Here is a 12,465-nt window from a genome sequence, read left to right as displayed (position 1 = left end):
GTGGCTGCGCCTGCGACCCACGCCGTTCCAGCCGCTCCAGTCGCCCCGGCAGCTCCGGCGGCTCCGACCCCGGCTCCGGTCGCGGGTGAAGGCCAGGTACAGATTCAGTTTGTCGCCGACTGCTGGACGCAAGTCACCGACGGCAACGGCAAGGTGCTGTTCAGTGGCCTCAAGCGCAAGGGCGACAGCACCGCCATCAACGGCAAGCCGCCATTTGCCGTGCGCCTGGGTTATGCCCGTGGCGCGCAGGTCAGCTACAACGGCCAGCCGGTCGACATCGCTCCGTTCACCAGTGGCGAGACCGCTCGCCTGAAGTTGGGTCAATAAGTCATGCACGGCGAATCTCCAATCAAGCGTCGCGAATCCCGAAAGATCTGGGTCGGCAACGTGCCCGTGGGCGGTGATGCGCCTATCGCTGTGCAGAGCATGACCAACAGCGACACCAATGACGTGGCCGCCACGGTCGCGCAGATCAACCGCCTGGAAGCCGCCGGTGTCGACATCGTGCGCGTATCGGTGCCGGACATGGACGCCGCCGAGGCGTTCGGCAAGATCAAGCAACTGGTCAAGGTCCCCTTGGTGGCCGACATCCACTTCGACTACCGCATTGCCTTGCGCGTGGCCGAGTTAGGCGTCGATTGCCTGCGCATCAACCCGGGCAACATCGGTCGCGAAGACCGTGTCCGCGCGGTGGTGGATGCCGCCCGCGACCGGGGCATCCCGATCCGCATCGGCGTGAACGCCGGTTCCCTGGAAAAAGACCTGCAAAAGAAATACGGCGAACCGACCCCGGCGGCGCTGGTGGAGTCGGCCCTGCGCCATGTCGAACACCTCGAACGCCTGAACTTCCAGGACTTCAAGGTCAGCGTGAAGGCCTCCGACGTGTTCATGGCCGTCGCAGCCTACCGCCTGCTGGCCAAGGAAATCGTCCAGCCGCTGCACCTGGGCATCACCGAAGCCGGTGGGTTGCGTTCGGGCACGGTGAAATCCGCCGTCGGCCTCGGTATGCTGCTCGCCGAAGGGATTGGCGATACCATCCGCATCTCGTTGGCGGCTGACCCGGTCGAGGAAGTGAAAGTCGGCTACGACATTCTCAAGTCCCTGCACCTGCGTTCCCGTGGCATCAACTTCATCGCCTGCCCGAGCTGCTCGCGGCAGAACTTCGATGTGGTCAAGACCATGAACGAGCTGGAAGGGCGCCTCGAAGACCTGCTGGTGCCGCTGGATGTCGCGGTGATTGGTTGCGTGGTCAACGGGCCGGGCGAAGCCAAAGAGGCCCACATCGGCCTGACTGGCGGTACACCGAACCTGATTTACATCGACGGCAAGCCGTCGCAGAAACTGACGAATGACAATCTGGTGGATGAGCTGGAACGGCTGATTCGCCAGAAAGCGGCCGAAAAGGTCGAAGCCGACGCAGCGGTTATCGCGCGCGGTTAAGTCGAAAGATTAAGGAATACACGTGAGCAAGTCCCTGCAAGCCATTCGTGGCATGAACGACATCCTGCCCGAGCAGACGCCCCTGTGGCGTTATTTCGAGGGCACTGTGGCGCGTCTGCTGGATAACTACGGCTATCGGCAGATCCGCATGCCGATCGTCGAGTTCACCGAGCTGTTCAAGCGCTCCATCGGTGAAGTGACCGACATCGTCGAAAAAGAGATGTACACCTTCGACGACCGCAACGGCGACTCCCTGACCCTGCGCCCCGAAGGCACGGCGGCCTGCGTGCGTGCGGTGCTCGAGCACGGCATCACCGGCGGCGGCCAGGTGCAGAAACTCTGGTACGTCGGGCCGATGTTCCGTCACGAGCGTCCGCAGAAAGGCCGTTATCGCCAGTTCCACCAGATTGGCCTGGAGGTGTTCAACCTCGAGGGTCCGGACATCGACGCCGAACTGATCGTCATGACCTGGCGCCTGTGGGGCGAGCTGGGGCTGCGTGACGCGGTCAAGCTTGAGCTCAACAGCCTGGGCACCAGCGAGTCCCGTGGCCGCTACCGTGAAGCGTTGGTGGAGTTTCTTTCCGCCCACCTGGACAAGCTCGACGAAGACAGCCAGCGCCGTCTGAAGACCAACCCACTGCGTGTGCTCGACACCAAGAATGCCGAGACCCAAGCGGTCCTGGTCGATGCGCCGAAAATGGCCGACTACCTCGACGACGAATCCCGTGCACACTTCGAAGGGCTGAAGGCGCGTCTCGACGCCGTGGGCATCCCTTACGTGATCAACCCCAAGTTGGTCCGTGGCCTGGACTACTACAGCAAGACCGTCTTCGAGTGGGTCACCGACAAGCTCGGCGCCCAGGGCACTGTGTGTGCCGGCGGCCGCTACGACGGGCTGGTGGAGCAGATGGGCGGCAAGCCGACTCCAGGCGTGGGCTTTGCTATGGGCATCGAGCGCCTGGTGCTGATGCTTGAAGCCTTGGACAAGGTGCCCGAAGAACTGTCCCGTCAGGTCGACGTCTACCTGTGCGCCTTTGGCGAGGCCGCCGAGCTGGCAGCCCTGTCGTTGAGCGAGCGGATCCGCGACCAGTTGCCCAACCTGCGCCTGCAGATCAACGCCGGCGCCGGCAGCTTCAAGAGCCAATTCAAGAAGGCCGACAAGAGCGGTGCGCTGTACGCACTGATCCTCGGTGACGACGAACTGGCCCAACAAGTGGTAGGTTTCAAACCCCTGCGTGGCCAGGGCGAACAACAAAGCATTGCCTGGGATGCGCTTGCTGCACACCTGGCCACCTGCGTCGTGCAGGGTTGAAGCTGTCAAACAGCCGATTTAGCGATTAAGGAGTATTGGGGTGTCGAGTACCGAAGATGAACAGCTGGCGGATTTGAAGGACTGGTGGACGCGCAACGGCAAGCCGCTGGTCACTGGCGGCCTGTTGGCGCTGGTCATCGTGTTCGGCTGGCAGGCCTACCAGAAATACCAGAGCAACCAGTCGCAAGGCGCCTCGGTGCTCTACCAGCAATTGCTGGAAACCACCCTGACCCCGGACGGAAAGCCTGACGCGGCCCGCGTGGCGGACCTGGCCGGCAAGCTGGACAAGGAATTCGGCGGCACTGCCTACGCCCAATACGGTCGCCTGTTCGTGGCCAAGGTGGCGGTGGACAGCGGCAAGCTGGACGACGCGGCCACCGAGCTCAAAGGTATCGTCGACAAACCGGCCAACCCGACCCTGGGCGAAGTGGCGCGTCAGCGCCTGGCGCAGGTGCTGGCGGCACAGAACAAGGCCGAAGACGCCTTGAAGCTGCTCGAGGGTGATGCCGACAAGGCATTCCTGGCGACACGCGAAGAACTCAAGGGCGACCTGCTGGTACAGCTGGGCCGTGCCGATGAGGCCCATGCGGCCTACCAAAAAGCCAAGGCTGCGCTGTCGGATGAAGCTGCAGTCGGTGGCCTGCAAATCAAGCTGGACGACCTGGCCAAAGGGGATGCGTGACGTGATCCGTTGGAAACATGCAGCATTGCTGGCCCTGGCCATTCTGGCCGCGGGTTGCAGCAGCAACAGCAAGAAAGAACTGCCGCCGGCCGAACTGACCGACTTCAAAGAAGAAGTCGTGCTGCAGAAGCAGTGGAGCCGTTCCATCGGCGATGGCCAGGGCGAGACCTACAACATGCTGGTGCCGGCCATTGACGGCGACACCATCTATGCAGGTGATGTCACGGGCGTGGTGATGGCGATGGACCGCACCAACGGTGACGTCAAATGGGAAAAGGATCTTGAACTGCCTGTTTCCGGCGCCGTTGGCGTGGGTTACGGCCTGGTCATGATCGGCACGCTCAAGGGCGAGATCGTCGCCCTTGACGCGAGCAGCGGTGAAGAGAAATGGCGCGCCCGCGTGACCAGTGAAGTGCTCGCACCGCCGGCTACCAACGGTGATGTGGTGGTAGTCCAGACCCAGGACGACCGTCTGATCGGCCTGGATGCCGCTACCGGCAACCAACGCTGGTTGTACGACAGCACCCCGGCGGTACTGACCCTGCGCGGCACCAGTGCGCCGATCGTCACCAACCGCCTGGCGGTGGCTGGTTTGTCGACCGGTAAAGTGGTGGCCCTGGATGTTTCCAACGGCGTGCCGGTGTGGGAACAGCGCGTAGCGATCCCGCAAGGTCGTTCGGAGCTGGAGCGTGTGGTCGACATCGACGGCGGCTTGCTGCTGTCCGGCGGTACCCTGTACGTCGCCAGCTACCAGGGCCGCGTGGCGGCACTGGACCTGGAAAGCGGTCGTCCGTTGTGGCAGCGCGATGCGTCCAGCTACGCCGGTGTCGCCCAAGGCTTTGGCAGCGTCTACGTGAGCCTGTCTTCGGGCACCGTCGAAGGCGTTGACGAGCGTTCCACCACCGCCTTGTGGAGCAACGACTCCCTGGCCCGTCGTCAACTGTCGGCCCCGGAAGTGTTCTCCAGTTACGTTGCAGTGGGTGACCTGGAAGGTTACCTGCACCTGCTCAGCCAGGTGGACGGTCGTTTCGTCGGCCGTGAGCGCATCGACAGCGACGGCCTGCGTGCCCGTCCGCTGGTGGTGGGCGACATGATCTATGTGTATGGCAACAGCGGCAAACTGGAAGCCCTGACCATCAAGTAAGACTATGCTTGGGGCTAATCCCCCAAGCGGCCTTGTTCACAAGGTTTGCAGGGCTTCTACAGACTGCCCCGAGCACCAGCCGCTGCCTCGCAGCGGCTTTTGTATTTTCTGAAATAACGAAGTGGAGAGCCGCATGGTTCCCGTAATCGCCCTGGTGGGCCGACCGAACGTCGGCAAGTCCACCTTGTTCAACCGCCTGACCAGGACTCGCGACGCCATTGTCGGCGACTTGTCCGGTCTGACCCGTGATCGCCAATACGGTGAGGCCAAGTGGCAAGGGCGTACCTATATTCTGGTCGACACCGGCGGCATCTCCGGTGATGAACACGGCATGGACGAAAAAATGGCCGAGCAGTCGCTGCTCGCCATTGAAGAAGCCGATGTGGTGCTGTTCCTGGTAGACGCCAAGGCCGGTTTTACCGCCGCCGACCAGATGATCGCCGAGCATTTGCGCAAGCGTAACAAGCGTTCCTACGTGGTCGCCAACAAGGTCGACAACATCGACCCGGACATGGCCCGCGCCGAGTTCGCCCCGTTGGGCATGGGCCAGGCGATTCCGATCGCCGGCGCCCACGGTCGTGGCATCACCCAGATGCTGGAAATCGCCCTGGCTGATTTCCCCAAGGACGACGCAGAAGAACCGGAAGAGGGCGAGGAAGAGATCGTTGCCGAAGGCGAGGAAGCCAAGCGCATTCCGGGCCCGAGCGAAAAAGACGGGATCAAGATCGCCATCATCGGCCGCCCGAACGTGGGCAAGTCGACGTTGGTCAACCGCATGCTCGGTGAAGACCGGGTCATCGTCTATGACCAGCCCGGCACCACCCGAGACAGCATCTACATTCCCTTCGAGCGTAACGAAGAGAAGTACACGCTGATCGACACCGCCGGTGTGCGCAAGCGCGGCAAGATCCACGAAGAAGTTGAAAAGTTCTCCGTGGTCAAGACCCTGCAGGCGATCAAAGACGCCAACGTGGTGATCTTCGTGATGGACGCCCGCGAAGGCGTGGTCGATCACGACCTCAACCTGCTGGGCTTCGCCCTGGAAGCCGGTCGTGCGCTGGTCATCGCGATCAACAAGTGGGACGGCATGACGCCGAGCGAACGGGATTTCGTCAAGATCGAATTGCAGCGCCGGCTGTTCTTCGTCGACTTCGCCGACATCCACTTCATCTCGGCCCTGCACGGCACGGGCGTGGGCAACCTCTACGCTTCGGTGCAGAACTCGTTCAAGTCGGCGGTGACCCGCTGGCCGACCAACCGCCTCACCCAGATCCTCGAAGATGCGGTCGGCGAGCACGCGCCACCGATGGTCAACAACCGTCGGATCAAGCTGCGCTACGCCCACTTGGGCGGTGCCAACCCGCCGATTATCGTGATCCACGGTAATCAGATCGAGAAGGTGCCCAAGTCGTACGTTCGTTACCTGGAGAACACCTACCGTCGCGTCCTGAAGCTGGTCGGCACGCCGATCCGCATCGAGTTCAAGGGCGGCGAGAACCCGTACGAAGGCAACAAGAACACGCTCACCGACCGCCAGGTCAACAAGAAGCGCCGCTTGATGTCGCACCACAAGAAGGCCGACAAGAAACGCCGCGACAAGCGCTGATCCAGTCTGGATCTGGGATCTGGGACTGTGAAGCTGTGGAGCTGTGGAGCTGTGGAGCTGTGAAACTGTGGGAGCAAGGCTTGCCCGCGATGAACGATAACGCGGTTTAGCTGTTACACCGCGGCGCGGCCATCGCGGGCAAGCCTTGCTCCCACAGTCTTGCTTACCACAGTTCTGGCTCCCACAGGGCATGAGTCTTCAGCATGAGAAGGGTGCCCTTGGTGGCACCCTTTTTCATGCCCGGCGATTGGGCTATTCTCGAGCTCTCCCGCGCCGCACCAGAGCCGGGTGCAGAGCAGGGACCCTTCATGATCACCAGCAAGTTGCCGAATGTCGGCATCACGATTTTCACCCAGATGTCCCAGCTCGCCGCGCAGACGGGCGCGCTGAACCTGTCCCAGGGTTTTCCCGATTTCGATGGTCCGCAGGCCCTGCGCGATGCGGTCGGCCGGCACATTGCCCAAGGTCATAACCAATACTCACCCATGACCGGTTTACCCGCCCTGCGCCAGCAGATCGCGGCAAAGATCGCCCGCAGCTATGGCGTCAACGTCGATGCCGACCAGGAAGTCACCGTGACCCCTGGCGCGACCCAGGCGATTTTCTGTGCCATTGCGGCGGTGGTCCACAGCGGCGACGAAGTGATCGTCTTCGACCCCAGCTACGACAGCTACGAGCCTGCCGTGCAATTGGCCGGCGGGCATTGCGTGCACGTGCCGTTGGGCCTGGATGACTTCGCCATCGACTTCGAGAAGCTCGGCGAAGCCCTGAGCCCGCGTACGCGCATGATCATCCTCAACTCGCCGCACAACCCCAGCGGCGCCCTGATCAGCCGCGCCGAACTGGATCAATTGGCGACGCTGATTCGCGACCGTGACATCTACCTGGTCAGCGACGAGGTCTACGAACACCTGGTGTTCGACGGCGTCGCCCACGCCAGTGTCCTGGCCCATGAAGAGCTGTACCGCCGCGCCTTCGTGGTCAGTTCGTTCGGCAAGACCTACCACGTCACCGGCTGGAAAACCGGCTACGTGGTGGCGCCAGCGGCCCTGACGGCGGAGCTGCGCAAGGTGCACCAGTACGTCAGCTTCTGCGGCGTGACGCCGTTGCAGTACGCCCTGGCCGACTACATGGCCGAGCATCCGGAACACGTCGATGAACTGCCGGACTTCTACCAGGCCAAGCGCGACCTGTTCTGCGATCTGCTGGCGCCGTCGCGCTTCAGCTTCAAGCGCGTGACCGGCACTTATTTCCAGTTGGTGGATTATTCGCAGATTCGCCCGGACCTGAACGACGTCGACATGGCGGTGTGGATGACCCGCGAGCATGGCGTGGCGACGATTCCGATCTCGGTGTTCTACCAGCACCCACCACAAGGCCAGCGCCTGGTGCGCCTGTGCTTTGCCAAACGCGAGGAGACGCTGCGCGAAGCAGCGCAAAAGCTATGCGTGATTTGAGCACATTGCCGGACCTCGACATTGCCCTGGTCCAGACCACCCTGGCCTGGCACGACCGCCGGGCCAACCTGGAACATTTCGAAGCGTTGCTGGAGCAGGCACGCGGGGCCGATTTGATCATCCTCCCGGAAATGTTCACCACGGGTTTCTCCATGGAATCCGAGGCACTGGCTGAGCCGGAGAACGGCCCGACGCGCCAATGGCTGAAGGCCCAGGCGGCGAAGCTGGACGCAGTGATTACCGGCAGTGTGATCATCCAGGCCGCTGACGGCAGCCATCGCAATCGCCTGCTCTGGGCGCGGCCGGATGGAGAAGTGCTGCATTACGACAAGCGCCATCTGTTTCGCATGGCGGGGGAGCACAACCACTACACCCCGGGTGAGCGACAGGTGCTGTTCGAGCTCAGGGGCTGGCGGATTCGTCCGCTGATTTGCTACGACCTGCGCTTCCCGGTCTGGAGCCGCGACGCCGAGGACACCGACCTGCTGCTGTACACCGCCAACTGGCCCGGGGCGCGGCGTCAGCATTGGAACCGGCTGTTGCCGGCCCGGGCGATCGAGAACCTGTGCTACGTGGCGGCGGTAAACCGTGTTGGCACCGACGGCAAGGGCTTCGCCTATACCGGTGACAGCCAGGTATTGGATTTCCAGGGCGAGAGCTTGCTCAGCGCCGGTGAGGCGGATGGTGTGTTCAAGGTGTGCTTGAACGCAGCGGACCTGGCGGCGTATCGCACGCGGTTTCCGGCGAACCTGGATGCCGACTCGTTCGAATTCATCTAACTGAAACGTTTCAACCCTTCAGGAACGGTGTTGCGTGCCGATAACCGGTCAGCCAAGGAGAAGTCCCTATGACCAGTATCAGCGCAACCACCGTCAACCCGTACCCGACGTCGGCCCCTAAAGTCTCTATCAAGGGGGCGGAAGAGGAAAAAGCGGTCAGCCCTGTCGCCTCGACTGAAACCGATGACGACAAAGACAAGACACTGCAGGTCGATACCCGTGGCGCAAACGTCGCCGGTGCGGGTGCCGAGGCGGGTGGCAGCATCATCGAACAGTTGAAGAAGCAGATCGAGCAGGCCGAAAAACTATTGGCCCAGCAGCAGGCCCAACTGGCCCGCGTGCAGAAGAGCCAGGCCAGCGAAGAGCAGAAAGCCCAGCAGGCCATGGCCCTCCAGACCCAGATCATGGGCACCCAGGCGACATTGCAAACCCTGCGGGCATCGTTGCTGCAGGCGATGACCATCTCGATCGATACCCATGCCTGACATCTCGGTCGTCTAGTAGGGCCCCTTCGCGAGCAAGCCCGCTCCCACAGGAGATTTCTGCCAGACACAGAGTTTGTGTCCGCCGCAGATCCATTGTGGGAGCGGGCTTGCTCGCGAAGAGGTCGGAACAGCCACCCCAAAATCAAGCCGAATAAAAAAGGCCCCAGGGTTCACACCTCGGGGCCTTTTTGATTTTTCAGCGACCGATCAGGCCGCCTTGGCTTCCGGCTGGCTCAGCGACCGGTTCAGTGCACTGAACAGCGCCTTGAAGCTGGCCGTGGTGATGTTTTCATCGATGCCCACGCCGTGCACCGCACGCTCGCCGTTGACCCGCAGTTCGATGTACGCCGCCGCCTTGGCATTGGTGCCGGCGCCGATGGCGTGTTCGTTGTAGTCCATGATCTCCACCGGAATTGGCAGGCCGGCCACCAGCGCTTCCAGCGCGCCGTTGCCCTTGCCGCGCCAGTGCAGGTTGGTCTCGCCCTGGCCCTTGCTCGCCACTTCCACTTCCACGGCGCTGTTGCCGTTTTCTTCCTGCAGGCGATGGCTGACCAGCGCGTACGGAGTGTTGGCTTGCAGGTATTCACGCTGCAGCAAGGCGTGGATCTGCTGGGCCGTCATTTCCAGGCCCAGGCGATCGGTTTCGCGCTGTACCACCTGGCTGAATTCGATCTGCATGCGACGCGGCAGGCTGATGCCGTATTCCTGTTCCAGCAGGTAGGCGATGCCGCCCTTGCCCGACTGGCTGTTGACGCGAATCACTGCCTCGTAGCTGCGGCCGATGTCGGCCGGGTCGATCGGCAGGTATGGCACTTCCCACAGACCGTCCGACTTCTGCTGGGCGAAGCCTTTGCGGATGGCGTCCTGGTGCGAGCCGGAGAACGCGGTGTGGACCAGGTCGCCAACGTACGGATGACGCGGGTGCACCGGGATCTGGTTGCATTCCTCGACCACTTTGCGCACGCCGTCGATGTCGGAGAAGTCCAGCCCGGGGTTGATGCCCTGGGTGTAGAGGTTCAGCGCCACGGTCACCAGGTCGACGTTACCGGTGCGTTCGCCGTTGCCGAACAGGCAGCCTTCGACACGGTCGGCGCCGGCCATCAGGCCCAGCTCGGTAGCGGCCACGCCGGTGCCACGGTCGTTGTGGGTGTGCAGGCTGATCAGCACGCTGTCACGACGGGTGATGTTGCGGTGGAACCACTCGATCTGGTCGGCGTAGATGTTCGGCGTGGCGACTTCCACGGTAGCGGGCAGGTTGAGGATCACCTTGCGCTCGGGCGTCGGGTTCCAGACTTCGATCACCGCGTCGCAGACTTCCTTGGCGAATTCCAGCTCAGTGGCGCTGAAAGTCTCTGGCGAATACTCGAACTGCCACTGGGTTTCCGGCTGCTGCGCGGCGTATTTGACGAACAGCTTGGCCGCGTTCACCGCGATTTCCTTCACGCCTTCCTTGTCCTGGTTGAACACGATGCGGCGGAACGACGGGCAGGTGGCGTTGTACAGGTGGACGATGGCTTTTTTCGCGCCGCGCAGGGATTCGAACGTACGGGCGATCAGGTCTTCACGGGCCTGGGTCAGCACCTGGATGGTGGTGTCGTCCGGGATGTGACCTTCTTCGATGAGGGTACGCACGAAGTCGAAGTCGGTTTGCGAAGCGGCTGGGAACGATGCTTCGATTTCCTTCACACCCACCGCGACCAGGGTTTTCCAGAAGCGCAGCTTCTTGACCGCGTCCATCGGCTCGATCAGCGACTGGTTGCCGTCGCGCAGGTCGGAGCTGCACCAGATCGGCGCGGCGGTGATGGCCTTCGACGGCCAGGTGCGATCCGGCAGGTTGATGGTCGGGAAGGCACGGTATTTGGAAGACGGGTCTTTGAGCATGCTCATGGAGAAATCCTTAATGTCGTGGCCGGAAAAAGGCGGCCTGCCGGTGGTTCGATGGGGGTGGCTTCACAGCCGGGACGAGGCGCCGCGATTCAGCCCGGCAGTCGTGCGCTGACGAGGCACAGGCTGCGGTGCTGGCGAAGCTGAATGAGGGTGTGAGAGGTTTTCATGCCTTCAACCCTAACCGCGTGGGGAGAGGATCGCAAGCAGTCGGAAAAAATTGAGAGAAGTTCTGCTTTTAGGCGGGTTTGCGAGATTTAATCGCGTGACTATCAGGTATTTGTAGTTTTATTGCGTCGATGCTTGTCACTCGGCAATCCATGGCGAAGAGTTGCGATGCCGCTGGCCCTTTCGCGAGCAAGCCCGCTCCCACAGGGGAATGTGGATGATTTCAGAATCAACGCTGTACCTGTGGGAGCGGGCTTGCTCGCGAAGAGGCCAGTAGCCTCACCGCAAAAGCTCAGGGTTGGAAAGCCCCGATAAAAATCGCCGGATCCACCCGCGCATCGTTCAGGCTGATGTTCCAGTGCATGTGCGGTCCGGTCGCCCGGCCGGTGGCGCCGACCTTGCCCACCACGGTGCCCCGGGCCAGTTGCTGGCCGACCTTCACGTCGATCTTTGACATGTGGCAGAACATGCTGATGAAGCCCTGGCCATGGTCGACGAACACGGTGTTGCCATTGAAGAAGTAATTGCCGGTGAGGATCACCTTGCCGGCGGCCGGGGTCTTGATCGGCGTGCCGGCGGGCACGGCGAAGTCCAGGCCGGCGTGGGGGTTGCGTTCTTCGCCGTTGAAGAAGCGGCGCACGCCGAACTTGCTCGACAGCGGGCCGTTGACCGGTTTGTCCAGCAACAGGTTGCTGGGGATGTTCGGGCTGAAGCTGCGGTAGGCCTTCAGTTGCACCGCCAGTTCGGCCTCGATGCGTTTGAGGTCCGCCGGGTTCGGGTTGACCTGGCGCTTGTTCTTCAGGGTGATGTGTTGCTCGGGGTACTTCTTGTAGCCGACCACGAACGGCTGGGTGCCGCCGCCACTGCTGATCTGTTGCGTGCCGGGCTGCACCGTCAGCGGGATGCCGACAATCGCCAGCCAGTTGTCCTGTTCCTTGACCACCAGCACCGGCTTGCCCTGGTAACTGGCTTTCGGTGCCTTGGCGGCGCTGCCCAGGTCCACCACGGCCACGCCGCCGGGCACCGGTTTGTTCAGCAGGCGGGTGATGTAACTGTCGGCGTGGGCGTTGAAGGTCAGGCACAGCAAGAGCAAAGGGGCGAGATATCGCGGCATGAATCAATCCAGTAAAGAAAGGGTGACCGGCGTCAGGTGATTGTCTTCGACCCGCACCAGCAATTCGCCTTCGCCGAGCTTGGCGGTCAGGCGCTGGCCGGTCTGGGTTTGCCCGGCACTGCGGATCGCCTTGCCGCGTTCGTCGAGCAAAATGCTGTAGCCCCGGCCGAGGGTCGCCAGGGGGCTGACGATGTGCAGCGTCTGCATCTGGTTGTGCAATTGCACGCGGCGCGTCTTGAGGCCTTCGCGCATGGCCCGGGGCAGGCGTTCGGCCAGGCTGTCCAGGCGCTGGCGCAGCAAGGCCAGTTGCCGGCCCGGATGTTGCCCGGCCAGGCGGGTTTCCAGGCGGATCAGGCGTTCGCGGCGGGTATTGAGGCTGCGTTCGAACGCCCGG

The 12,465-nt window shown here is 62.5% G+C and carries 12 protein-coding genes; 9 read left to right on the top strand and 3 right to left on the bottom strand.

The window, feature by feature from the left end; genetic code table 11:
* The 9 genes from CFII68_RS12805 to CFII68_RS12845 all read left to right on the top strand — a co-directional run.
* On the top strand, positions 1–327 hold a 327-nt coding region (locus tag CFII68_RS12805), incomplete at its 5' end, for a DUF4115 domain-containing protein (RefSeq protein ID WP_156886096.1).
* A gap of 3 nt (positions 328–330) precedes the next feature.
* Complete coding sequence (gene ispG, locus CFII68_RS12810; protein WP_018607678.1) at positions 331–1,440, top strand: flavodoxin-dependent (E)-4-hydroxy-3-methylbut-2-enyl-diphosphate synthase; 1,110 nt, start codon at positions 331–333, stop codon at positions 1,438–1,440.
* Positions 1,441–1,462: 22 nt separating this feature from the next.
* Positions 1,463–2,752 (top strand): histidine--tRNA ligase, encoded by a 1,290-nt coding sequence (gene hisS / locus CFII68_RS12815; RefSeq protein ID WP_014336698.1) that lies wholly within the window; start codon positions 1,463–1,465, stop codon positions 2,750–2,752.
* Between the two features lie 40 nt (positions 2,753–2,792).
* Positions 2,793–3,434: a tetratricopeptide repeat protein gene (locus CFII68_RS12820; protein ID WP_018607675.1), complete on the top strand. Its 642-nt coding sequence runs from the start codon at positions 2,793–2,795 to the stop codon at positions 3,432–3,434.
* On the top strand, positions 3,427–4,578 hold the full coding sequence (bamB, locus tag CFII68_RS12825) for an outer membrane protein assembly factor BamB (protein ID WP_014336700.1): 1,152 nt from the start codon (positions 3,427–3,429) through the stop codon (positions 4,576–4,578). Before CFII68_RS12820 ends, bamB begins: the two co-directional genes overlap by 8 nt.
* A 133-nt stretch (positions 4,579–4,711) precedes the next feature.
* Positions 4,712–6,184, top strand: a complete 1,473-nt coding sequence (der, locus tag CFII68_RS12830; RefSeq protein WP_018607672.1) for a ribosome biogenesis GTPase Der — start codon at positions 4,712–4,714, stop codon at positions 6,182–6,184.
* Positions 6,185–6,492: 308 nt separating this feature from the next.
* Complete coding sequence (locus CFII68_RS12835) at positions 6,493–7,641, top strand: pyridoxal phosphate-dependent aminotransferase (RefSeq protein ID WP_018607670.1); 1,149 nt, start codon at positions 6,493–6,495, stop codon at positions 7,639–7,641.
* Positions 7,629–8,420 (top strand): amidohydrolase, encoded by a 792-nt coding sequence (locus tag CFII68_RS12840; RefSeq protein ID WP_018607668.1) that lies wholly within the window; start codon positions 7,629–7,631, stop codon positions 8,418–8,420. Before CFII68_RS12835 ends, CFII68_RS12840 begins: the two co-directional genes overlap by 13 nt.
* 68 nt (positions 8,421–8,488) lie before the next feature.
* Positions 8,489–8,905, top strand: a complete 417-nt coding sequence (locus tag CFII68_RS12845) for a hypothetical protein (RefSeq protein ID WP_018607665.1) — start codon at positions 8,489–8,491, stop codon at positions 8,903–8,905.
* A gap of 207 nt (positions 8,906–9,112) precedes the next feature.
* Here CFII68_RS12845 and leuA read toward each other — a convergent pair whose 3' ends face one another.
* The 3 genes from leuA to CFII68_RS12860 all read right to left on the bottom strand — a co-directional run.
* Positions 9,113–10,792, bottom strand: coding sequence for a 2-isopropylmalate synthase (leuA, locus tag CFII68_RS12850; protein WP_018607663.1), 1,680 nt, complete (start codon positions 10,790–10,792; stop codon positions 9,113–9,115).
* A 457-nt stretch (positions 10,793–11,249) separates the two neighbouring features.
* Complete coding sequence (locus tag CFII68_RS12855; protein ID WP_018607661.1) at positions 11,250–12,071, bottom strand: peptidoglycan DD-metalloendopeptidase family protein; 822 nt, start codon at positions 12,069–12,071, stop codon at positions 11,250–11,252.
* A 3-nt stretch (positions 12,072–12,074) separates the two neighbouring features.
* Positions 12,075–12,465 (bottom strand): exodeoxyribonuclease VII large subunit (locus tag CFII68_RS12860; protein WP_018607659.1); only part of this gene is annotated, 391 nt, incomplete at its 5' end.

This window comes from Pseudomonas sp. CFII68 (genome assembly GCF_000416195.1).
In the GTDB taxonomy this organism is placed as follows: Bacteria; Pseudomonadota; Gammaproteobacteria; order Pseudomonadales; family Pseudomonadaceae; genus Aquipseudomonas; species Aquipseudomonas kilonensis.
This window is presented reverse-complemented; position numbering and strand designations above follow the sequence as displayed.

Bases quoted from the DNA above. Each gene is read 5' to 3' on its own strand.
- CFII68_RS12845 (WP_018607665.1), top strand. From the start codon at position 8,489: ATGACCAGTATCAGCGCAACCACCGTCAACCCGTACCCGACGTCGGCC.
- ispG (WP_018607678.1), top strand. From the start codon at position 331: ATGCACGGCGAATCTCCAATCAAGCGTCGCGAATCCCGAAAGATCTGG.
- bamB (WP_014336700.1), top strand. From the start codon at position 3,427: ATGCGTGACGTGATCCGTTGGAAACATGCAGCATTGCTGGCCCTGGCC.
- leuA (WP_018607663.1), bottom strand. From the start codon at position 10,792: ATGAGCATGCTCAAAGACCCGTCTTCCAAATACCGTGCCTTCCCGACC.
- der (WP_018607672.1), top strand. From the start codon at position 4,712: ATGGTTCCCGTAATCGCCCTGGTGGGCCGACCGAACGTCGGCAAGTCC.
- CFII68_RS12855 (WP_018607661.1), bottom strand. From the start codon at position 12,071: ATGCCGCGATATCTCGCCCCTTTGCTCTTGCTGTGCCTGACCTTCAAC.
- CFII68_RS12840 (WP_018607668.1), top strand. From the start codon at position 7,629: ATGCGTGATTTGAGCACATTGCCGGACCTCGACATTGCCCTGGTCCAG.
- CFII68_RS12835 (WP_018607670.1), top strand. From the start codon at position 6,493: ATGATCACCAGCAAGTTGCCGAATGTCGGCATCACGATTTTCACCCAG.